The 21,574-nt window shown below is 69.6% G+C and carries 23 protein-coding genes and 1 pseudogene; 15 read left to right on the top strand and 9 right to left on the bottom strand.

All coding sequences use genetic code 11. The annotated features are described in order from the left end of the window. The first annotated feature begins 41 nt into the window (after positions 1-41). From DIE21_RS17605 to DIE21_RS17595, 3 genes are all read left to right on the top strand, one after another. Positions 42-917 (top strand): PilZ domain-containing protein, encoded by an 876-nt coding sequence (locus DIE21_RS17605; protein WP_124498897.1) that lies wholly within the window; start codon positions 42-44, stop codon positions 915-917. Between the two features lie 296 nt (positions 918-1,213). Further along, complete coding sequence (locus DIE21_RS17600) at positions 1,214-1,543, top strand: DUF4148 domain-containing protein (protein WP_124498896.1); 330 nt, start codon at positions 1,214-1,216, stop codon at positions 1,541-1,543. A gap of 270 nt (positions 1,544-1,813) precedes the next feature. Continuing rightward, complete coding sequence (locus DIE21_RS17595) at positions 1,814-2,218, top strand: lysozyme inhibitor LprI family protein (RefSeq protein WP_124498895.1); 405 nt, start codon at positions 1,814-1,816, stop codon at positions 2,216-2,218. A 40-nt stretch (positions 2,219-2,258) separates the two neighbouring features. Here DIE21_RS17595 and DIE21_RS17590 read toward each other — a convergent pair whose 3' ends face one another. Genes DIE21_RS17590 through DIE21_RS17580 form a run of 3 tightly spaced genes read right to left on the bottom strand, consistent with a single transcriptional unit; the run spans position 2,259 to position 5,262 of the window. After that, positions 2,259-2,906: a response regulator transcription factor gene (locus DIE21_RS17590; RefSeq protein WP_006755659.1), complete on the bottom strand. Its 648-nt coding sequence runs from the start codon at positions 2,904-2,906 to the stop codon at positions 2,259-2,261. Beyond that, a complete protein-coding gene (locus tag DIE21_RS17585; RefSeq protein WP_124498894.1) occupies positions 2,903-5,011 on the bottom strand; it encodes a PAS domain-containing sensor histidine kinase in 2,109 nt (702 codons plus the stop codon). Before DIE21_RS17585 ends, DIE21_RS17590 begins: the two co-directional genes overlap by 4 nt. Continuing rightward, on the bottom strand, positions 5,008-5,262 hold the full coding sequence (locus tag DIE21_RS17580) for a hypothetical protein (protein WP_124498893.1): 255 nt from the start codon (positions 5,260-5,262) through the stop codon (positions 5,008-5,010). Before DIE21_RS17580 ends, DIE21_RS17585 begins: the two co-directional genes overlap by 4 nt. A 68-nt stretch (positions 5,263-5,330) precedes the next feature. Between DIE21_RS17580 and DIE21_RS17575 the strand changes: the two genes are divergently transcribed. The 4 genes from DIE21_RS17575 (at position 5,331) to DIE21_RS17560 (ending at position 9,388) form a co-directional block, all read left to right on the top strand. Next, a complete protein-coding gene (locus DIE21_RS17575) occupies positions 5,331-5,801 on the top strand; it encodes a universal stress protein (protein WP_124498892.1) in 471 nt (156 codons plus the stop codon). A gap of 351 nt (positions 5,802-6,152) precedes the next feature. Beyond that, the gene (locus DIE21_RS17570) at positions 6,153-6,659 is read left to right on the top strand and encodes a cupin domain-containing protein (RefSeq protein ID WP_124498891.1); all 507 of its coding nucleotides are present in this window, start codon (positions 6,153-6,155) and stop codon (positions 6,657-6,659) included. A 165-nt stretch (positions 6,660-6,824) separates the two neighbouring features. Continuing rightward, positions 6,825-7,853 (top strand): DedA family protein/thiosulfate sulfurtransferase GlpE, encoded by a 1,029-nt coding sequence (locus DIE21_RS17565; protein ID WP_124498890.1) that lies wholly within the window; start codon positions 6,825-6,827, stop codon positions 7,851-7,853. Between the two features lie 590 nt (positions 7,854-8,443). Continuing rightward, positions 8,444-9,388: a universal stress protein gene (locus DIE21_RS17560; protein ID WP_124498889.1), complete on the top strand. Its 945-nt coding sequence runs from the start codon at positions 8,444-8,446 to the stop codon at positions 9,386-9,388. Between the two features lie 527 nt (positions 9,389-9,915). Here DIE21_RS17560 and DIE21_RS17555 read toward each other — a convergent pair. Both DIE21_RS17555 and DIE21_RS17550 read right to left on the bottom strand, forming a co-directional pair. Continuing rightward, complete coding sequence (locus DIE21_RS17555; RefSeq protein WP_124498888.1) at positions 9,916-10,326, bottom strand: hypothetical protein; 411 nt, start codon at positions 10,324-10,326, stop codon at positions 9,916-9,918. A gap of 136 nt (positions 10,327-10,462) precedes the next feature. Next, complete coding sequence (locus DIE21_RS17550) at positions 10,463-10,822, bottom strand: hypothetical protein (protein ID WP_124498887.1); 360 nt, start codon at positions 10,820-10,822, stop codon at positions 10,463-10,465. A 99-nt stretch (positions 10,823-10,921) separates the two neighbouring features. On the opposite strand from DIE21_RS17550, the gene DIE21_RS17545 reads away from it, so the two are divergent. Together DIE21_RS17545 and DIE21_RS17540 are read left to right on the top strand one after the other, a co-directional pair. After that, complete coding sequence (locus DIE21_RS17545; protein ID WP_124498886.1) at positions 10,922-11,176, top strand: DUF3562 domain-containing protein; 255 nt, start codon at positions 10,922-10,924, stop codon at positions 11,174-11,176. A 245-nt stretch (positions 11,177-11,421) separates the two neighbouring features. Next, entirely contained in the window at positions 11,422-13,221 is a 1,800-nt protein-coding gene (locus DIE21_RS17540) for a methyl-accepting chemotaxis protein (protein ID WP_124498885.1), read from the top strand. 53 nt (positions 13,222-13,274) lie between these two features. On the opposite strand, the pseudogene DIE21_RS17535 reads toward DIE21_RS17540, so the two are convergent. Next, positions 13,275-14,302 (bottom strand): annotated as a pseudogene (locus DIE21_RS17535) (sigma-54 interaction domain-containing protein). Between the two features lie 382 nt (positions 14,303-14,684). On the opposite strand from DIE21_RS17535, the gene DIE21_RS17530 reads away from it, so the two are divergent. Genes DIE21_RS17530 through DIE21_RS17520 form a run of 3 tightly spaced genes read left to right on the top strand, consistent with a single transcriptional unit; the run spans position 14,685 to position 17,802 of the window. After that, positions 14,685-16,676 carry an ATP-binding protein gene (locus DIE21_RS17530; RefSeq protein WP_124498884.1) on the top strand — a complete coding sequence of 664 codons (1,992 nt, stop codon included), beginning with the start codon at positions 14,685-14,687 and terminating at the stop codon, positions 16,674-16,676. Positions 16,677-16,712: 36 nt separating this feature from the next. Then, positions 16,713-17,096, top strand: coding sequence for a transporter (locus DIE21_RS17525; RefSeq protein WP_124498883.1), 384 nt, complete (start codon positions 16,713-16,715; stop codon positions 17,094-17,096). Positions 17,097-17,151: 55 nt separating this feature from the next. After that, positions 17,152-17,802, top strand: coding sequence for a DUF4142 domain-containing protein (locus DIE21_RS17520; RefSeq protein ID WP_124498882.1), 651 nt, complete (start codon positions 17,152-17,154; stop codon positions 17,800-17,802). A 46-nt stretch (positions 17,803-17,848) separates the two neighbouring features. Here the strand turns inward: DIE21_RS17520 and DIE21_RS17515 are convergent, their stop codons facing one another. The 3 genes from DIE21_RS17515 to DIE21_RS17505 form a co-directional block, all read right to left on the bottom strand. Further along, positions 17,849-18,349, bottom strand: coding sequence for a PRC-barrel domain-containing protein (locus DIE21_RS17515; protein WP_124498881.1), 501 nt, complete (start codon positions 18,347-18,349; stop codon positions 17,849-17,851). A 68-nt stretch (positions 18,350-18,417) separates the two neighbouring features. After that, a complete protein-coding gene (locus DIE21_RS17510; protein ID WP_124498880.1) occupies positions 18,418-18,849 on the bottom strand; it encodes a CBS domain-containing protein in 432 nt (143 codons plus the stop codon). A 339-nt stretch (positions 18,850-19,188) separates the two neighbouring features. Next, entirely contained in the window at positions 19,189-19,437 is a 249-nt protein-coding gene (locus DIE21_RS17505; RefSeq protein WP_124498879.1) for a hypothetical protein, read from the bottom strand. 101 nt (positions 19,438-19,538) lie between these two features. On the opposite strand from DIE21_RS17505, the gene DIE21_RS17500 reads away from it, so the two are divergent. From DIE21_RS17500 to DIE21_RS17490, 3 genes are all read left to right on the top strand, one after another. Then, positions 19,539-19,850 (top strand): hypothetical protein, encoded by a 312-nt coding sequence (locus tag DIE21_RS17500; RefSeq protein WP_124498926.1) that lies wholly within the window; start codon positions 19,539-19,541, stop codon positions 19,848-19,850. A 300-nt stretch (positions 19,851-20,150) separates the two neighbouring features. After that, complete coding sequence (locus DIE21_RS17495; protein ID WP_034179544.1) at positions 20,151-20,462, top strand: hypothetical protein; 312 nt, start codon at positions 20,151-20,153, stop codon at positions 20,460-20,462. A 207-nt stretch (positions 20,463-20,669) separates the two neighbouring features. Next, positions 20,670-21,557: a MipA/OmpV family protein gene (locus DIE21_RS17490; RefSeq protein ID WP_124498878.1), complete on the top strand. Its 888-nt coding sequence runs from the start codon at positions 20,670-20,672 to the stop codon at positions 21,555-21,557. Positions 21,558-21,574: the final 17 nt, after the last annotated feature.

Raw genomic sequence — 21,574 nt, 5'->3', positions numbered from 1 at the left:
CGTTGTCACGACAGCTCGCGCGGTCGCTCCGCGCCTTTCCGATGCGGCTTATCACCGATCACGTCGCGCTCGCGCGCGATGACGTCTGCACCGGCGTCCCGCTTGGCTTCGATCTCTACGATGCGGGCGGCGCCGCGCTGCTGCCCGCCGGCACCACGCTGCGCGATCCCGCGCAGCATGCCTTCCTGTTCGATCACTTCCGGCCCGTCCGCCGGTGCAATGACGCCGAGCCCGCTGCGCCGACGCACGACACGGCGCCGGCGGCGATGCGCATGGGCTTGTCGGCCGGCGCCGCGATCGGCGTCCGCCGGCGGGTCGGCACGACGCGCGTGCTGCAGCGCTGCCGGTTGATCGGGGTCGGCGCATCGGGCGCGCTGTTCGTCGAACCGCAGCCGGCGGTCGTGCTCGATTTTGCCCGCGGCGACGACGTCGAGGCGGTCGCGATCGGCCGGTCGGCGGTGTCGCGCTTCGGTGCGACGGTCGAAGCGGTGCAGGCCTCGGGCGGTGCGCCGTACATGGTGCTGTCGCCGCCGGGCTTCGTCGACCGGTTGCGCACGCGCGCGGAGCCGCGCGTGCCGGTACGGATCGCGGCCTGCTGCACGGGTGGGCCGGCGCAGGCCGACGGCATCGGGATCGTTCGCGATCTGAGCCTGAACGGATTGTCGATCGCGGTGGACCGGCCGCTCGCGGCGGCCGGCGAGCCTTTGAGCGTGCAATTGCCCTATTCGGACGGGGATCGCGTCGCGTTGCTGACGCTCGACGGCACGGTGCGCGCGGCGCACGTCGATCCGGCGACGCCGGGCTGGACGCTTCACCACGCTGCCTTCGGCGAAATGGCCACCGCCGACCGGATTTGCCTCAAGGCGCTACTGTTCGACGCGTCGTTGGGAGCAGCGGAGGCCGATCCGGTTCGCTGATGTTTCGAACGGGGCAAACGTGACAGTCGCGGCAGCCGCGGGGCGGTTGCCCGCGGTCCGATGGCTCGCTCCGCCCGGGCGGGGCATGCGAAAGCCTGCCGCAGCTTATTGGTTGCGGATGCGACGATAATCATCTGACGCATTCGACCGAATGCGCGGCAATTGTACGGATTCGGTCAACAGTGAATTTGCGATTTAAGTATTTACCCTGATAGCCGAGCCGCCTAGACTTTCATTCATGCGCAACGACTACCGAGTCCGAAGCGCCTGACAAAACAATCTGGAGGTAACGCATCATGAAATCGCTGATCAAGGCAGTTGCACTGGCCGCTCTGGTGGCCGCACCGGTCGTCTCGTTCGCCCAATCGAACCAGCAGCCGCTGACGCGCGCGCAAGTGCGTGCCGAGCTGGTCCAGCTCGAGAAGGCCGGCTACAACCCGAACGACTGGATGAACTATCCGGAAAACATCCAGGCCGCCCAGGCAAAGATCGCCGCGGCACGGAACACCGGCGCGCAGGCTGACGCAACGGGCTACGGCTCGAACCCGGCCGCGACGTCGCAGTCGGGCCAGCGCGTGACGGTGCCGGCCGCGGCCGACCGTTCGTCGGTGTACTTCGGTCGCTAAGCCGTTCGCAGCGCGGCCTCCGGGCCGCCGGCGAGACCGTATCGGAAAGCCCGCACTCGATGCCGAGTGCGGGCTTTTTTGCGTCCGAGGCCAGTGTCGCGACGGCTGACAAGCCGCCGCGCGTGCGCTAGCATCGCGGTCGGTATCGCCACGCTACGGCAGCCGCGGCGGAGGGGGTAGCGCCGGCGGGGCTGCGACGCCGCGCGCCGAGGCGCGGCGGCAAGCCCGGCACCACGTTCCACGAATCGACGAAAACAAACAGGAGCATCCATGCGTGTCTTGACCGGTCTGCTGTGCGCGCTGGCGCTGACGGCGAACGCTGCCCATGCGCAGGCGAATTGTGCGGACGCGACGGATCAGGCGACGATGACGGCGTGTGCCGATCGCGCGTACAGGAAATCCGACGCGGAGCTGAACCGCACCTACCAGGCCGTCACTGCGCGGCTGCGCGAGGCGAAGCCGCTCGCGGAGAAACTCGTGAATGCGCAGCGCGCATGGATCGCCTACCGCGATGCCGAATGCAACTTCTCCAGCGCGAACGCCGAAGGCGGCAGCGCGTATCCGATGGTCGTGTCGACCTGCCTCGACGATCTGAGCAAGACCCGCAACGAGACGCTGAAGGGCTATCTGTCCTGCGAGGAAGGCGACCTGGCGTGCCCGGTGTCGGCGAAGTAACGGCTGCGCCGCAGCCGGCACGGTTCGCCGGTTCGGTCGCCTAGACGTCGTCCGTTTCGTCGAGCAGCTTGTGCCGCATCGCGTAGCGGACCAGCGCCGCTTCGTGCGGCATCTGCATCTTTTCCAGGATCCGGGTCTTGTAGGTGCTGACCGTCTTGGCGCTCACGCATAGCGCCTGCGCGATCTCGGTCAGCGTCTGTCCGGCGGCAATCCGGCGGAACACGTCGAACTCGCGATCGGACAGCCGCTGGTGCGGCAGCGTCTCGGCCGGCTCGTTCAGGCTCTGCGCGAACTGCTCGGCCATTGCGAGGCTCACGTAGACGCCGCCCGATGCCACCTTGGTCACCGCGCCGACCAGTTCGGCGCTCGCGCTTTCCTTGGTCAGATAGCCCGACGCACCCGCGCGGAACGCGCGCACCGCGTATTGCTGTTCCGCGTGCATGGTCAGCACGAGCACGCGCAGCGCCGGCTTCTCGTCCTTGATCTGCTTGATCAGTTCGACACCATTGCGGCCCGGCATCGACAGGTCGAGCACCAGCACCTGCGCGGGCGTCGAACGAACCAGCGCGATCGTCGACGGGCCGTCGCACGCTTCGCCGGCCACCTCGAATCCGGTGGCGTTCTGGAGGATGTGCCGCAGACCGTCGCGCACGAGCGTATGGTCGTCGGCGATGAGCACCTTGATCATGTGAGGGTGGTTTCCTGTTGAACGGAGCCGAGCGGGAACGCGACGGTGATCGAGAAGCCGCACGCGAGCGCGGTATCGATCGTCACGCTGCCGCCCAGCATGTGTGCGCGTTCGCGAATGCCGATCAGGCCGAACGATTTGTCCTCGTGGGCGGTGCCGCCCGGCGCCGCGCCGCGGCCGTTGTCCGCCACGCGCAGCACGCAGAAGCCTTCCTCGATGTCGAGCAGCAGCGTGACGCGCGTCGCATCCGCATGGCGCGCGACGTTCGTCAGCGCTTCCTGGACGATCCGGAACAGCGTGGTCGCGCCCGTGCTGGTGAACGTGAGCCCGCCCGTTTCGATGTGGCGTTCGACGTCGATGCCGTAGCGGTTCGTGAAGTCGTTCGCCAGCCATTCGATCGCGGGCACGAGGCCGAGATCGTCGAGCATCACGGGGCGCAGGTCGGCCGCGATGCGCCGCACCGACGCGACGGTCGCGTCGATCAGCCGGCGCATGCCCTGCAGGTGCGACAGCACGCCGACGTCGGGCTGCGTATCGCCCGGCACGCGCAGTTGCTGCTCGACGACCGACAGGTCCATCTTCAGCGCGGTGAGTTGCTGGCCGAGGTCGTCGTGCAGTTCGCGCGCGATGCGGGTCTTTTCCTCTTCGCGCACGTTCTGCAGGTTCGCCGACAGTTCGCGCAGCTCCTCGCGCGACTGCTTCAGCGCATTCTCGGCGCGCTGCCGCTCGGTGATGTCGCGCAGCATCACCGTATAGAGCTTGCCCGACGCATCGCGAATCTGCGAGATCGACGCCTCGATCGGGAATTCCTCGCCGTTGCCGCGCAGCCCGAACAGCACGCGCTGGCGGCCCATCTGCCGCTCGGACACGCCCGTCACGCCGAACTGGTCGACGTGCTTCGCATGCGCGGCGCGAAACCGCTCGGGGATGAAGCGCGACAGCGGCGCGCCGATCGCCTCCATCGCCGACACGCCGAATACCTGTTCGGCCATCGGGTTGAAGATCACGACCGTCTGCTTCTCGTCGATCGTGATGATCGCCTCCATCGACGAGCGGATGATGCCCATCATCCGCGCCTCGTTGAGGATGCCGCGGCTGCTGGCGCCGGTATCGGCGGCGCCGGTGCGGCGCAGCAGGGCATGGACGAGCGCCGCGAACGCGAACGACGCGATCAGCCCCGCGGCGAGCACGGTGCCCGCCGCCCGCTGCGCGCCGGTCGCGCTCGGCCGGCCGTCCGCGGAATAGGCGAGCGTCAGCACGGTGCCGCCGAAGTTCAGCCGCTCGGTGCGCCGCATCAGGTCGGGCGAGGCCAATGCCTCGTCGGTCGTCGTCTCGGCGCTCGCGATCGGGTGCGGGTCGTCGCCGGCGGTCATCCGCAGGTCGAGCCCGCGTTCCGCGTCGAGCGCACGCTCGACCATGCGATTCGGACTCATTTCCGCGAACAGCACGCCGTCGGCGCCGGTTTCACCGGCGCCGGCCGGCGTGACGGCCGTGCGCGACGAAGCCGCCGCGGGCAGGAACAGCGTGAGGATGCGCGAATCGCGGGACGTATCGTCGTCGGCCGGGTGGATCCCGAGTGCGACATCGCCGGTTCGCAGCGCGCGCGCCAGCGGTGCCTGATCCAGCGCGCCGAAGTGCACGGCGGCCGAGCTCGACACCGGCGCACCGAGCGCCGCCACCGCGAGCGGGCCGGCCGGCATCGGCGCATGGCCGGCGAGCGCACTGCGTGTCGCCTGCGACAGCGGCGCATAGCCGAGCTGCCGGACCGGCGAACGCCCGCTGTCGAGATCGAGCGTGTCGGCATACCGGCGCCATTGTTCGGGCGTCATCCGCGGCGCGAGCGTGAATGCGCCGCGTGCGCTTTCGAGCACGGCGACGCCGGCTTGCAGCTCGTGGCGCAGCATCGCCGTCACGTGCGTCGTGCGGCGTTCGAAGCGCGTATGGACGGCGCCTTGCCATTGCTCGCGCACGAGCAGCGCGACGCCGAGCGACAGCGCCGCACCGGCGAACAGCGTAACGACGCCGGCCGCAAGCGGCTGGCGTAACATGGTCTGGAAGCGCGTGGGCCCTCTGGCGTCACGCGATTGGGTTCCACTGGCGGTCATTCGATGGCCATTCTGGTGTCGGGGCCGCCCGTGGCACGCGGGCAGCGCGGCAAAACCGGTAAAAACTCGCACCGGCCGCGTGCGATGTCAAATTTCAAGATGAAATTGTGCGCGTTTTGCACGTTTTTTGTAATAGGGGTCACCTGAAAATGCAGCGGCCGGGCCACGAAGCGGGCGTGCCGGCCGCGCTTGACGCGCATCAAGCGGCGCGTCGGCACGTGGGGCAGACTGTTCGGCAGGCGAGCCGGCATCGGGCCGGCTTGCGATGACGGGCCGCGATTGCGCGATGCACAACGCGTGCCCGGTGGGAGGGCGGACCATGTACAAGAGGATTTTCGTCGGGCTCGACGGCGGCCCGAGCGCGCGTCTCGCGCTGAACGAGGCGATCCGGATCGCGGCGGCGTCGGGCGGTGAGGTCACATGCGCGTATGTCGTCGAGCACCGGCCGCAGCTCGTCGACGTCGATGCGGGCTTTGCGGCCGAACGCGACGGCGACGCGGCGGCCGCCGCTGCGGCAACCCCCGTGCTCGACGACGCGAAAGCGGTGCTCGCGCAGCAGCATGTGCGGGGCACCGTGCGCGCGCTCGACGCGTACGGCGAGGACGTTGCCGCGGTGCTGATGCGCACGGCGGCCGAGGCCGGCGCCGATCTGATCGTGATGGGCACGAGCGGGCGGCACGGCTTGCGCCGGCTGCTGCTCGGCAGTGTCGCGGAATCGCTGCTGCGCGCGGCCGACCGGCCCGTGCTGCTGGTGCGGCACGACGAGCCGGCCGCGGCGGCAACCGCGTGACGAAGCGGTGCGGCGCTGAAGTGTGAGCGGTGGCGGGCAGCGGGCTGCCGCGCGGATTCGGGCTGGGTGGCGAGGGCAGCGATGCGTCCGGCGCGCTGATCGACGTGCCGCGCATCCGCCGCCCGGCGGGGGCGTTGCCGTGTCGCGACGGTTGCATCGTGACCCGCACTTCTGGCAGCATCGACCGGTGTTCGCTTCATCGTCGCGCGCCGCGTTTCGCGCGCGATCCAGTCGCCGCGTGCATGGCCGCGGCGATCGACGCAGCGGCACGCGCCGCCGGCCGATCGCATTCCCGATCGGCCGTGCCGTGCGTCGCGTGCCCGGTTTCCTACTTCACCGACGTCATCCGCCATGCCGATCTCCGCCGCCGATCTGATTCGCCAGTTCGATCTTCAGCCGCATCCCGAGGGCGGCTATTTCCGGGAAACCTACCGCGCGGCCGATACGGTCGTGCGTCCGGCCGACGGCGCGCCGCGCGCGGCGTCGACCGCGATCTACTACCTGTTGTGCGACGGTGCGTATTCGTCGTGGCATCGGATCCGCTCCGACGAGGTCTGGCATTTCTACGCGGGCGATCCGCTCGAAGTGTGGGTGCTCGACGAGCATGACGGCCTGACGATCCATCGGCTCGGCAACCCGCTCACGCATCCGGGCACGGTGTTCCAGGCCGTCGTGCCGGCCGGGCGCTGGTTCGGCGCGCGCTGCGCGTCGCCCGAACACGTCGCGCTCGTCGGCTGCACGGTCGCGCCGGGGTTCGAGTTTGCGGAGTTCGAGCTCGCGGACGCGACGGCACTGGCCGCCGCGTTTCCTGAATACACGGAATACGTCGCGGGACTCGCGCAGCGCCCCGACGCGTGAGCGTGGCGGCCGCCTCCGACGGCGGCCGTTCCGCGCGGTCCCGGCCAAACCCGTTTAGAATGCACCGTGGTGCAGGATCAGCCGCGGGCGTGCCGCGGCGATCGCTGCCTGCCGTATCGACGGCGCCCCCGTCGCACGGTCCGCATGTCTTCCAGGAGCGCCTCCGTGTGGCACTTTCCCATTGCGATTCCCTCGTCGCTCGGCCCGTGGGCCGTGTTCGCGAGCGTACTGATCACGCAGCTCGGCGTGCCGGTGCCGGCCGTGCCGATGCTGATCCTCGGCGGTACGATGGCGGCGATGGGGCAGGCGTCCTGGGCGAGCATGTTCGCGGCGGCGATCGGCGCGACGATGCTCGCCGATTCCATGTGGTTCTTCATGGGCCGCACGCGCGGCCGGCGCTTGCTGAACGGTCTCGTGCGTTTCTCGCTGTCGCTCGACACGACGCTGCGCTTCGCGCGTAATGTGTTCGAAAGATACGGCGCGCCGCTGCTCGTCCTCTCCAAATTCCTGCCGGGTCTCGGCCTCGTGTCGGCGCCGCTGCTCGGCACGACCGCGATCGGCATCGGCGTGTTCCTGTTCTGGGATCTGGCCGGCGCGTCGTTGTGGGCCGCGTTCTGGCTCGTCGGCGGCGCGGCCGTGCATGACCAGATCGTGCAGTTCGTGCTGTGGGTGCGCGCAAGCGGCGGCACGATCCTCGACGCGTTCCTCGCGATCTTCATCACGTTCCTGCTGTACCGCTGGGTGCGCCGCGTGCAGTTCCGCCGCTACCTCGCGCAGGTGCGCATCTCGCCGCCGCAGCTCGTCGAGATGATGACGTCGAACGAACCGCCGCTGATCTTCGACGCGCGGCCGCGCGCGATTCGCGAACGCGAGCCGTACCGGATCGCCGGCGCGGTGCCGGTCGATCTCGATTCGCCGGACCTGCTCGATCCCGAGCTGCTGAAGCGGCCGATCGTCGTGTATTGCGTGTGCCCGAACGAGGCCACCGCGAAGCGCCTGATCGCGAAGATGCAGCGCAAGAAAATGCTCCACAACATCCGGGCGCTGAAGGGCGGGCTCGACGCGTGGGAGAAGCACGGCTATCCGGTCGAGCCGCTGCCGGCCGATCTGGATGCGTCGCGGTATTTCGTGCGGCCGGACCACGGCGTCGCGATCGAAGGCGAATATACGGTGCGCGCGACGTTGTCCAAATAAATCGTGCGCGGCATGGCGCGCACGTCCCGATTCCGCCGCCGATTTCACGCTTCTCATTCGCGCAAAAACGGCTGGCGCCAAACCTCCGATTATTCTTATAGACCCGCCTGCCTATTGCGGACGCTTGATTGCGCACATTCGACGCGCGTTCGTTCGCGCCGAAAGCGATTGATCCCGTTGCAGCCCGCCACGCGCACAGCCGCGTCGCACGGGCCGCACGGGCGTATTCCGTGAAAGGCCCGATCCGTTTCCGGATTGCTCCGGAAAATGCCGATAATCCACGGCGATTCCAGTCGGAGTGACGCCATGCGAACCGCGCGGGTGCACCCGCGTCGACGAAGTCGTAAGCGAAAGTCGCCGCGCCGCGCGCCGTACACGCGCACGCGGCGCATCGCGGCCCGCACGGGTATTTGATCACGATCATGCACGCGCGGGCCGGACGTCATATGCTGTCTGAATCGCTTGTCCGCGCTTCGCGTGGCCATCCGCCGATTCCTGCGACCGCGCCGTCCGTCCGGCCGCCGCGTGTCGCTGCCGCGCGAAGCTCCGGTCGTCGGCCGCGACGACGCGTCCGCAAGGAGACCTTCGCCATGCAATCCACCCCGACCATTCCGATCATCATGCCGCTCGAGCGAATCGCGCTGGCCGTCGACCTGACGCCGGAGTCGCTGTCCGCCGCGCGCTATACGCGAACGCTGTTGCGTCCCGGCATGCGGGTGCGCATCGTCTGCGCGATCGACAATCCGCGTCTCGTGCTGCCCGACATCCCGCGCGTCGACGCGCTGCTGACATCGGCGCGCGAGGAAATGATGCGCGAAGCGCAGGCGACGCTCGAGCGCATCGCCGCACAGTTCGCCGGCAGTGGCGTGACCGTCGAGCAGGTGATCGTCGATACGTCGGTCACGGGCGGCACGGTGGCCAATGCACTCGCGAACGACACCTCGGCATGGCATGCCGATGTACTCGTGGTCGGTGCGAATCCGCACCACGGGTTGCTTCGGCTCGTCGAAGGCGCGGTGTCCGACACGCTGGCCACGCGGGCACGCTGCGCGCTGCTGATCGTGCCCGCCGACTATGCGCGGCCGTCGGACGGGCCGCTGCAGCGCCTGATGTTCGCGGTCGACGGCAGCGAGCCGTCGCTGCACGCGGTACGCGTCGGGCTCGGCTTCGCGGCGCCGACGACGCTCCTGTACGCGGCCTATGTCGTCGATCGCGCGGTTCGTCTGACGGATATCGTGCCGGTGCGCGCGCTCGAGGATGCGTATCGCGCGGAGGGCGAGGATGCGCTGGCGCGGATCGGCCCGCTGTTCCATGCAACGGGGAACCCGACCAAGCGCGGCATCGTCGAAACCCGTCCGACCAGCGACGACGTCGCCCATGCGCTGATGCGCGATGCGGTGCACTGGCATGCGGAACTGCTGGTGGTCGGCACGCACGGCCGGCGCGGCATCGCCGCCTGGCTGATCGGCAGCGTCGCGCGCCGGGTCGCGCATCTCGCGCAGGTGCCGGTGCTGCTCGTGCGCGGCGAGGCGTGAGGATCGCGCTGCGGCGGATGCGAAGCGGACCTTCGTTGACCTGCATCAGAAACGTCGTGCGCCTTGCGTGACACACTGACACGGCGTCCGCTTGGCGGACCCGCTGTCGTCCGTACGCGGCGTGCGCTGCGATGCGTCGGGTCCGAGACGCACGAACCGACACGTGTCCGGCGCCGTGCGACCAACCGATTTCCGGCACCGCGCCACGCATCGCGCGGCGCGTGAGCCGATCAAGCACTCTCCGGCACGAGGGTAGGCAGCCGGCGGCTGCCTTGGAACGACGGACGGGGTGGATTCCACCCCGTCCGCTTTCCTGGCCCCGTGCAGACTACTTTCCTCGCAGGTATTTTTCCCGTCGATGCCGCCGTGTGGAACGGCAGTGATGACACGTGATCGCACGACCGCGGATCGGCGTGGATCGCGGCATGCGATGCGTTGCCGCGCGCGGCGCTCGCTACCGACCGGGTGGCGCGCCATCACGCGGCCCCGTGCCGCGTCGGCTGTGTTCAGGCGCTGCCGTCAGGCGTTCACGCGGCGCATGGCGCTCGCTGGTCGCGCCGGTGGCCGGCGCCGCGGCATACGCGTGCGCGCCGACGCACGCCATGCAGCCGTCCTCGACCGCCCGGCATGCGATTGCGCAGCCGCGGCCAGCCGGGGCGCGTCTTGCGGCGCGGCCCCGCAACGACCGGCACATTGGCGTCGGCCCGCGCGCAGAGGGCAGCGGCGAACCGCTGCAGCGCGAGCACCGACCCCGCGACGCTCTGGTATTTTTCGCGGCCGATCTGCCCGTCGAGCGTGACGAGCAGGCCCGATTCGCGCGCGAGCACGAGCAACGCGTCGAGATCCGCGGGCGGGCGGATACCGGCCGGCACGCCGGGCGCGGACAGCGTGCGCGTGCGCCGCTGTCCGTCCCGGGCCGGGAAGTTGCGATGAGCCATGATTGGTCTCCTGCGTCGGACCCCGCGTGCCGGCTCGACGGCCGGCTGAGCGATGACCGGGTATGAACGCATCGTTCATGACATCAGTATCCGTCACCGACACTGCGCTGCCAATCGGCGCGCGCTGAAGTCGCTGTCAGGCATTGCGTGCGGCGTATCGGAATCCGCTGACACGCCGGACCGGCGATCGGCCGCGCCGGTGGGGGGGCGGCGGGCCGGCGGGCGATGCCCGGCACCGCGATCCGGTGCCTTCGAGCAGACGAATTGCGGCCTGCGCGCGTCGCTTGACGCAGGATTTCGGCCGGTCTAACGTCGTCAATGCATCAGCGTCGCGCAGACGGTCAATCGTCTGCGCGGTCGCGTGGTGCCGCGCCCCGGGGTGGCGCGGCAATCCTTCCAGTCGTTCGCGGGTCATGTGGGCCGCGAATTCCGCGCGCGGACCGATCCAGCGACGGATCGGTGCGGCGGCACGCAATGTGCCGTTGATCGCGCGCAAACACGCTTCGGCGCATCGCACGCCGGGCGGCCATCCAGTCTCTAAGCTTCCGGTAGCGTCATCTTTTCCTTTCGTTCCTCGACCGTCAGGAGCCCGTCGATGTCACAGGACAATTTGCTTGAATCTTTGAAGGCCGTCGCCGAACAACGCGCAATCGGCGACGACCAGTTGCGTACGATGCTCGACGACGAAGTACGTGCGTTGTCGTCCGATGCCCGCGTGCACGACTACATCCACGTGTTCGCGATTCGTCACCTGCGCGAGCGGATGCGCAGACAGGACGAACTCGAACGCGACACATCGCCCGGCACGCCGCAAGAGAAGCCGGATACGAGTCCCAGCCACCGATTGTGAGAAACGCTCGCCGCGGCCAACGCCACTGGCGCTCCCGGACCGCGGCCGGCTTCGTCCATGTAGGGCGTGCAGCGGGCATCGGCAACCGCCGCACGCACGTGCCGGCAACGCGCTTGCGTGCCGGCAGCCTTTTTCTTCACATGTTTCGTTGAATTGACGCAACGGCCTCAAGTAAGCGGCGCGAATGCCGTTTACCCGGTGAATTCGTTCACCGGGCGTTCGCGCTCCCTCACCGAGTCGTTGCCATGTTCTCGTCCATCCGGACCCGCATCCTTGCGGCGTGCGTCGCCATCGTCGTATTCGCGCTCGTTGCCACCACGCTGATCAATTACTTCATCGCACACGCGTACAACGACGACGCAATCGACCGCAACCTGACATCCGTCGCAAGCGGCCATGTGGTCGGCATCGGCGACTGGGTCGCGACAAGGAGCCGGATGATCGCGTCGCTGCAGGATGCCGCGCTGTCGCTCGATCCGCTGCCGGTGTTCAAGCAGATGGCCGCGGCCGGCGGCTTCACGAACGTGTACGCGGGCTACGCGGACAAGGCGTTTCGTTTCTCCGACCCGACCGGCATCCCGCCAGACTACGATCCGACCGGCCGCCCGTGGTACAAGCAGGCCGCGCAGGCCGGCAAGCCGGTCGTCACGCCGCCTTACGTCGACGCGGGCACCGGCAACCTGGTCGTCACGTTCGCGGTGCCGATCCTGCGTGACGGCGCGCTGAAGGGTGTCGTCGCGGCCGACGTCGCGATGGACAGCGTGATCGCGAACGTGAAGTCGATCCACCCGACGCCCGCGAGCTTCGGCATGTTGATCGACAGCAGCGGCCACGTCGTCGCGCATCCCGACGCGAAGCTCACGCTGAAGCCGGTCGCCGACGTGTCGCCCGAGCTCGGCGGCATGGGCGCCGCGTCGCTGGCCGCGGCCACCGCGCCGGTCGAAGTGCGCGTCGGCGGCGACGCGAAGCTGGTGCGCGCGCGGGCCGTGCCGGGCACCGACTGGTATGCGCTGGTCCTGCTCGACAAGCCGGAAGCGACAGCCGGGATGCGCTCGCTGCTGACCGCGTCGCTGATCACGCTGGTGGTGATCGTCGGCGTCGCGTCGCTGATCGTCGGGGCGATTACCACGACCGCGTTCCGCCGCCTGTCGCAGGTGCGTCAGGCGATGGCGTCGATCGGCTCGGGCACGGGCGACCTGACGCAGCGCCTGCCGGTCGAAGGCCGCGACGAGGTCGCCGATATCGCGCGCTCGTTCAACAGCTTCGTCGACAAGCTGAACGACGTGATGCGGCAGATCCGCGACGCGAGCGAATCCGTGCGCACGGCCGCGAACGAAATCGCCGCGGGCAACCAGGACCTGTCGTCGCGCACCGAATCGGCGGCGGCGAGCCTCGAGGAAACGGCCGCGTCGATGGAGGAGATCACCGCGACGGTCGGCCAGTCGGCGGCGGCTGCCGGCCAGGCCGACGAACGCGCGGCCGCGGCATCGCGGATCGCGTCGCACGGCGGCGTGGTCGTGTCGGACGTGGTGGCGACGATGGAGAAGATCGAGGAAGCGTCGGGCCGGATCGGCGACATCATCGGCGTGATCGACGGGATCGCGTTCCAGACCAACATCCTCGCGTTGAACGCGGCCGTGGAAGCGGCGCGCGCCGGCGAGCAGGGCCGCGGTTTCGCGGTCGTCGCGCAGGAAGTGCGCAGCCTCGCGCAACGCAGCGCGCAGGCCGCGCGCGAGGTGAAGGTGCTGGTGGAGTCGACGGTGGCGAGTGTGTCGGCCGGGTCGGGGCAGGTGCGCCAGGCCGGCGACACGATGCGCGAGATCGTGTCGAACGTCGCCAACGTGACGACCATCATCTCCGAGATCACGCACGCGGCGAACGAGCAGACGCGCGGCATTCAGGAAGTGAACCGCGCGGTCACGCAGCTCGACGAAATGGTGCAGCAGAACGCGGCGCTCGTCGAGCAGTCGACCGCGGCCGCGACCGCGCTGCAGTCGCAGGCGAACGCGCTCGCGACGACGGTCGGGCAGTTCAAGGTCGCGTGACCCGTGCCGGGTGACGCAAGTCGGGCAGGTGCGCGCCACGCGCGCGGCGACGCTCAGGCGTGGCCGCCGTCGCGCATCAGCGCAAGCCGGTTGTAGAGCGTCTTCAGGCTGATGCCGAGCGCTTTCGCCGCTTGCGGCTTGTTGCCGTCGAAGTGGTCCAGCGTCGCCGCGATGAAGCGCTGCTGCGCGTGGTGCAGCGTCGCGCCGAGCGGCAGCGCCATCGCGTCGTCCGACGTCTGGTCGGGCAGCATCGTCGGCTTCGGCAGCGTGACGTCGATGCCGTCGTCCGCGAGGATGTACGCGCGCTCGATCGTGTTGTGCAACTCGCGCACGTTGCCGGGCCACGAATACGCGCATAGCGCGGCGATCGCGGCGTCGGTCAGCCGCTTGTGCGAGCAGTGCCGCGCGTTGAGCGCCTCGACGAACTCATGCGCGATCGCCTCGACGTCGCCGTTGCGCTGGCGCAGCGGCGGCACATACAGCGCGAACGCGGCGAGACGGTAGAACAGATCCTCGCGCAGCCGGCCGTCGCGCACGGCTTCGGCCGGGTTGTGGCGGGTCGCCGACAGGATGCGCACGTCGAGCGGAACCGACTCGGTGCCGCCGACGCGCACGATCGTGTTCGATTCGAGCGCGCGCAGCAGCTTCACCTGCAGCGCCGCGGGCATTTCCGCGATCTCGTCGAGGAGCAGCGTGCCGCCGCACGCGGCTTCGAAGACACCCTCCCGCTGCGCGATGGCGCCGGTAAAGCTGCCTTTCTCGTGACCGAACAATTGCGCTTCGGCGATGTCAGCCGGAATCGCGCCGCAGTTGACCGGCACGAACGGCCCGTCGCGGCGCGCGCTGAGGTCGTGCAGCCGTCGCGCGACGATATCCTTGCCGACCCCGCTTTCGCCGGCGATCATCACGCTGGCGCGGGTCGGAGCGATTTTCTCGATACGGCCGAGCAGCGTGCGCATCGCCGTGGAGCGGCCGGACAGCCGGCGCGCGTCGGCGCGTTGCTTCGGACGGTTTGCGGATTCAGCCATAGGCGTAAGCGGGCCGTTTTGAAAATCGGCATCGCGCATTCCCTCGTTGCCATATTTATTATCGACAGCGGAAGGGCCCGGAAGGTGCCGCAATATAGAAAATTCCAATTCCCGCTGCGACACCGGAAGAAATACGCGATCGCCGCATCGCGATGCCGGCATGCCGCGGCCGGCATAGCCCATCGATGCCTTTTTACACCCGCCGAATGAAAAATCGAAAGGCGCCTGCAAGCCCGTGCCGCGCGCGGGCGGCACGCGGCCAGGCGACGCGGCAGCGACGCTGCCGGTGCGGCTTGCGCGGCGAAGTCGTCAATCGTCATACCGCGGGTACGCGCGTTGCGGCAGCCACTAGGCTCGCGCGGCACGCTTGACGGATGCCGACCGCCGAGGCGGCATCCCGTCGGGCGACGGTTGCCGGCGCGATGCAGGGAAATGATGAGGACCTTTACCCGTGGGCTGTTTCGGCAGGGCGCATGGGTCGTGCTGGCCGTCGGGCTGGCGTCCGCGCTGCAGGCGTGGGCGATTCACTTCGTCGGCGTGCACGAACCGTTTGCGCCGCTGCCTTTCTACGTCGGTGTCGCGGCCGCGGCGTGGCTGACCTCGTTCGCCGGCGGCCTGGCCGCGACCGCCGCGAGCGTGGCCGTGGTCGGCGCGCTGTGGTGGCGCGATGCGCCGCTGCCTGCATGGCTCGCGCAGGCCGGCGCCTTCATCGCGATCAGCTTCGTCGAATGCGTGCTCGTGATGGCCGTCAGGCCGCTGTTCCCAAACGACCGGCTGCGCGGGGCCGAGGGTGCGGAAGCGGACGATGCGGGCACGCGCACGCCGCGCCGGGAACCGGCGCCCGCGGCGCGCTCGCTCGACGACATCCTGCTGCGCCGCGTGGTCGATGCATCGCCCGACGCGATCATCGGCCTCGATGCCGCACGGCGCATCACGAGCTGGAACCCGGCCGCGCGGCGGCTCTTCGGCATCGATGCGGCGGCGGCGATCGGGCACGACGTCACGACACTGATCGCGCCGCGCTGGCTGCGATTGCATCCCGTTCCCGTGTCGTTCGCGAACCCGCGCATGCCCGCCGGGCCGCTCGACATCCTGTGCCTGCGCCGCGACGGCGGCTGCTTTCGCGCGACCTTCGCGGCGTCGCCGATCGTCGACGCGCAAGGCAACTGCACCGGCCTGTCGATGACGCTGCGCGAGGCGCACGAACGCCGCCGCGACGAGCGGCGCGACCTGCGCTCGTTGCGTGGTGCACGCGACGCGCGCGTGCAGGCCGACGAGTCGAACCGGCTGAAGGACGAATTGCTGGCCACCGTGTCGCACGAATTGCGCACGCCGCTGAACGTGATCTACGGCTGGGTCGAGGTGCTGCGCAGCGCCGACGGCCAGGACCTCGCGCATCAGGCGATCGACGCGATCGATCGCAGTGCGCGGTCGCTGTCGCGCATGGTCGGCGACCTGCTCGACGCGTCGTCGCTCGCGACCGGCCGGATGCGGCTCGAACGCACGCCTGTCGACCTCGTGCGCGTCGTGCGTCAGGTGGTGCGCGAACTCGGCGCGACGGCGGAGGCGAACGGTCTCGAACTGTCGACCCAGTGCGCGATGTCCAACTGCGTGATCTCCGCTGACGGCGAGCGTCTGCGCCAGGTGCTGTCGAACCTGCTGTCGAACGCGATCAAGTTCACGCCGTCCGGCGGCCGCATCAAGGTGTCGCTGACCCGGGCCGGCGCGCGCGTGCGGCTGTCGGTCGCCGATACGGGGCAGGGCATTTCCGCGGAACGCCTGCCGCATCTGTTCGATACGTTCAACCGGCCGGAAGGTGCGTCCGCGTCGCCGAAACGCGGCCTCGGGCTCGGCCTGTCGATCGTGCGCAACATCGCGCGGTTGCACGGCGGCGAAGTCGAGGCGACGAGCGCGGGCGCGGGACGCGGCACGACCGTGACCGTGATGCTGCCGGTGGACTGGGGCACTGACGATCCGGCCGACCACCCGGTGCGGCCGAGCGGTGCGTCCACGGCGGTCGCGCTCGACGGCCGGCGCGTGCTGGTGGTCGACGACGACGCGACGTCGCGCGCGAGCCTTGCGGCAGCGCTCGAAACGCTCGGCGCCCAGGTGTCGACCGCGCAATCGGGGCACGACGCGCTCGACGTGGTCGCGCAGCAGCACCCGAGCGTCGTGCTGTCCGATCTCGCGATGCCGGACGGCGACGGCTACTGGCTGCTCGACCACATCCGCCATCTGCCGGGCGGCGGCGGGCGCCTGCCCGTCGTCGCGGTCACCGCGCATGCGGGCACGGCGGACCGGAACCGCGTGATGGCCGCCGGCTTCGACGCGTATCTGTGCAAGCCGGTCGACATGCCGACGCTCGCCGGCGTGATCGTCGACGTGTCGTCTGCCGATGCGGCGGCGCGAACCGGACGGCGCCGCTGACCCGCAGCGGCATCCGCACACCCACGAGGAGGCACGATGAAGGGATCGGACCATACGCGGCGCGACGGCACCGGCGGCAGGCCGACGCGCCTCGGGCGCATGCCGCCGATCGTGCCGATCGCGAGCATGCCGAGGCTGTCGTGCGCGTGGATCGCGACGCCTCGCCACGCATCGGCTGACGCGAACGTGCGGACGAAGCTCGCGAGCCTGGCGTCGGCCGTCGGCGCCTGGATCCGCGATGCGACCCTCGCGTCCCGGATCCGGGCGGCGCGCGTCGCCGGGCGCGGGCTGACCTCCAGCGACATCGACGTGCAGGTTCACGGCCGCGTGGCCGCGCTGTTCTGGCTCGGTGCGTTGTCGATCGAGCACGTCGAGGGTGCGTGGACCGATTTCCTCACGTCCGCGCATCGTCCCGCATGACGGACCGGCAGCAGCGTTCGGCCGGGCCGGTTCGTCGACGGATACGGAGGTCCGGATGACAGCGAACGACGGGAACCCGCGCCGAGTCGTCGCGTTGGCCGGCACCGCGTGCATGCTGGTATCGGGCGTGCTCGCGGTGCTCGGCGCGCCCGCATTCATGCCGATGCAGGCGCAGGCGCAGGCGCCGCCCGCGTCGTCCGTTCATGTCGCGCCGGGTGTCATCCGCCCCGGCGAGACCGCCGACGAGGCGGACATGACGCGGCGGCCGAGCGGCATCGACGCCGAATTCGTCGACAAGGCCGCCATCGTCGGCAAGACGGTGGCGCAGGCGAGCCAGCTCGCGCTCGATCGGTCGTCGAATCCGGACGTGAAGGCCTTCGCGCGCCGGATGCTCGACGATCACGGGCGCATGAGCATGGAATTGCGCCGGCTCGGCGCGCAAAAGGGCGTGCCCGTGCAGACACGCATGCTCGTCGATCCGGCGGTGACGGTGCTGCGCACCCGGAATGGCCGTGCGTTCGACAAGGGTTATATCGCGCTGGCGGGACCGAACGCGCAGGACGCAGCGATCAGGCTCTACCAGGCCGAGGCGCGCGACGGGCGCGACCCGCAGCTTCGCGCGTTCGCGGCCAGCACGCTGCCGACGCTGAAGGCGCACTTGAGCGCCGCGCGCGCGCTCGAGCATTCGATCGCGGCTGCGCACTGAGACAGTGAGGCAGCGCACTGATCCGCGCGGCAAACCCGCGCGTCGGTCAGTGCCGCCGCGTGTCGCTCTCCGGGCCACCGGGCGACGCCTCGTAAGGTGGCGCGTCGAGCGCCGTTTCTCCTTCCTCGATCAGCCAGTACGGCGCCGCACCGTAGTATGCGTGCAGTGCGTCGGCCCACGCGGGATCGGCCATCGCCGGCCAGCGGTCCTTGTCGAAGCCCGGCGCTTCGCGCACGCGCGTGGTCGGCACCGGCAGCACGAAGCAGCGGCGCTCGACATCGAGCGTCAGCACGTTCCACGGCACCGCGAACAGCTTGTCGCCGATCCCGGGAAAGCCGCCCGACGACACGACCGCATACGCGATCCGGCCCGAGCGGACGTCGAGCATGATGTTCGTGACCTTGCCGATGTCGTCGCCGTCCATCGTCAGCACGTGGTCGTCCTCCAGTGTGCCGGCGGCCATCACGTCCGGCCCCGGCCCGCCGGCCGAACTGCCGCTGTCGCCAGCAATGCGCGCATGCGTGCGCGACGGTCTGTCCGTTGTCATCGCGTATCTCCTGGTCGAAGCGGCGCGGTGCGCGAGAATCGCGGGCCGCATGGGTGACGGGCAGCCGGTCAGCGGCGGCGTGGCAACGACACGTCCTCGAGCGTATTCGCCAGCTCGTCGCGGGCCGGGCCGCCCGCGCGCGTCGCGATGTCGCCGAGCGACACGATGCCGACGATCCGGTGCTGGGCGTCGAGCACCGGCATCCGGTGCAGTTGCACGTCGGCCATCCGCTGCTGGACGTCGCCGACGCCGTCGTCCTCGACGCACCACTGCACGGGCGCGGATGCAACGGCCTTCACGGGGGTGTCGGGGGAATGCCCGTGCGACAGTGCACGCACCGCGAGGTCGCGGTCCGTCACGATCGCGACGAGCTCGGTGCCGTCGCAGACCGGCAGCACGCCTATATCGAATCGCTGCATCAATCCAGCCGCATGGCGAATCGTGTCGGTCGGCGCGACGCACACCACGTCGCGCGACATGATCTCGTTGACGCGATACATGAACGCCTCCTTCGTGAGCGAGACGATCCGGAAGCAGGACGCGTGCCGCGTTCAAGCGGCACGCGCCGGCCCTGCGCGGCCGGGCCACGGAGAAATTTGCCAGTCGGCTTGTACATCTTCCACGGCGGCAGCCGCGGCCGGGCCGCGAGCGATGATGTCAGTGGCCGACGCCCGTCAGCACGACGATGGCGAGCACCAGCGCGCTCTCGATCGCGGCGAGCGCCGCGACGCCCGCGGCGCCGCTGACCTCGTGCCATGCACGTTCCATGCGTTTCATCAGTTCACTCCGGTTGTGCCGGCCCGGCTGCGCTGCCGCGCATCGGGGGCCGGGTGCCGCCGTCAGCCGTGATCGCGGGGCGGTGGCGGGGCGTCGGGCACGCGACGGTCGCGTTTGCCGGACGGCCTGGCGGGGTCGATACGGGTCGCACCGCCAACGGCGGGCGGATCGCTGGCCGGGAACGTCTCCTCGAGCCCTTCGTCGATACGCTTCTCCGTCTTGTCGTCGGAGGGCTTGCGCGGCGCGGCGCGGGGGAGCAGGCCGGCAGCCGGTGACACGGCGTCGCGGCGGCCGGTGGCGAAAACGGTCATGTTCGGACCTCCTTGCTGGTAACGACGGGTGCAAGCGCCATACCCGTGCCGGTGCGCGGCATGACGCTTGCAGCCGCCGGCGTGGACGAGAGGGCATCGTGATGAACGCACCCAAGGAAAGGATACGTTACGACGCGAACGTGTGCGGCGGCGATGTCAGTCACGTGCGCAGTCAAGTGTGCGAGCGGTTCGCGACCAGGAAGCGCGAATCGCGGGTCTATCGGCCCGAGCGGCGCATGTTCGACGGGAAGGACGCAGTCCGCGCGCTGAACCATGCCGTGTACGCGAGGCCGGAGTGCGTGCAGCGGGCGCGGGTCGCGCCGTGTGCGCCGTCCGATCCGTTCGCGCTCGCGGTGCGGCTCGCCGCCGAAGGGCGCCCGCTCCGGCGGGTGATGGCGGCTTACGACGCATGACCGGCCGAGCGGCTGCACCGACGATCAGGCACGCTGCTTGCGCACGGTCGCCGCGCCAATCGACACGCGCGAGCCGCCGCGCAGGAGTGACATGAACACGCGATCCATGCTGCACCGTCCCGAACCGACGCCCGACGTCGATCCCGACCCGGCGCTGCCCGAGCACGACGATCCGGTCGATCCGCCCGTGCCGCCGGGCCTGCCGCAGGGCGATCCGCCGTCGCGGCCGCCGCCGATGCGGATGCCGGGCGGGCGCAGCGAACCGCGGCCGGCCGCGCGATCACTGAAAGGAGGACCATCATGGACATTCACGTGCAATCGCCGGACAAGCGCGCGATCGCTCAGGTGCTGGGCCGCTATTTCGAGTCGCGTTCGTTGCGCTATCACATCGAGGAGTTGCCGGGCGGCGTGCTGCATATCGGCTTTCGCGCGAGCGGCCGCCCGGTCGCCGTTACCGTGTCGTTCGACGACGCCGCCTACGACACCTACACGCACTGGGACGCGAGCCAGAAGCAGCTCGCGCTCGGGCGGCTCGCGGACGGTTTCTCGCGCATGATGTCGACGCGCAGTCCGGCCGCGCTCGCCGGCGACTATCACGTCGAGCGTTTCTGATTCCGCAACCATCCGCCGACGTGTTCCTGAAACCGGCAAAGTGCCCGTGCTCAACGGGCGCTTTGCGGCTTCGCGCGCGTCGCGTAGGATGTTCGTTAATTCAGCGCACGCTACGTTCGCACCGTCGGCTGCCTGCCGTTGCAGCCGGTCGGGCTGCGACGCGCTTTCCCTCAGGTTCGTTTCGCGCAACCGACGGAGGCCGCCTTGATGATCGTTGCCCGCCCGTTGTTGTCACCCGGCACCCGCCGGTTCGTGTCCGGCCTGTCGGCCTTCGCGGCACTGGCGGCACTGGCGGCGGCCGGTGCCCGCGACGCGTCGGCCCAGACGCCTTCGCCGCTCGGCGAATGGCAATACTCGGCGGGCGTCCCGCTGCAGAAGCTGTTCAGTCCGACCGTCCCCACGTGGCAGGTCAGCGTCGGCGCCGCGATGACGCTGCAGCCGCGCTACGCGGGCTCCGATCGCTACCGCGTGATGGGCGGCCCGAACTTCGACGTGCGCTATCGCGACCTGTTCTTCCTGTCGACGGGCGACGGGCTCGGCGCGAACGTGCTGCGCGGGCCCAACTGGCGCGTGAGCGTGTCGGTCGGCTATGACCTCGGACGCCGCTCGGCCGACGATCTCGACCACCTGAACGGGCTCGACAACATCAACGCGGCGCCGGTGATGAAGCTCGCGGCCGATTACGTGATCTCGAAGGATTTCCCGCTCGTGCTGCGCGCCGATGTCCGGCGCAGCATCGGCGGCTCGAACGGCTGGGTCGGCGATTTCTCCGCGTACATGCCGATGCCGGGCAGCAACGAGCGCTTCTTCTGGTTCGCCGGACCGACCGTGTCGTTCGCCGATTCGCGCTACATGAACGGCTGGTTCGGCGTGAACCCGGGAGCGTCCGCGCGCTCGGGGCTGCCGGCCTATTCGTCGGGCGCAGGGATGAAGTCGTTCGGCGCCGGCGTGACGATGGTGTGGTTCGTCAACAAGCACTGGTTCGTGACGATCGACGGCGCGATCGAACAGCTCGTCGGCCGCGCAAGGCGCAGCCCGATCACGCAGCAGTCGACGAACGGCGTGTTCGACATGTCGGTGAATTACCAGTTCTGATCGGACAGCAGCCCTGC

Origin of the sequence: Burkholderia sp. Bp9140 (assembly GCF_003853425.1) — a bacterium.
In the GTDB taxonomy this organism is placed as follows: domain Bacteria; phylum Pseudomonadota; class Gammaproteobacteria; order Burkholderiales; family Burkholderiaceae; genus Burkholderia.
Note: the sequence above shows the minus strand (reverse complement) of the source record. Positions and strands in the feature narration are given on the sequence as shown.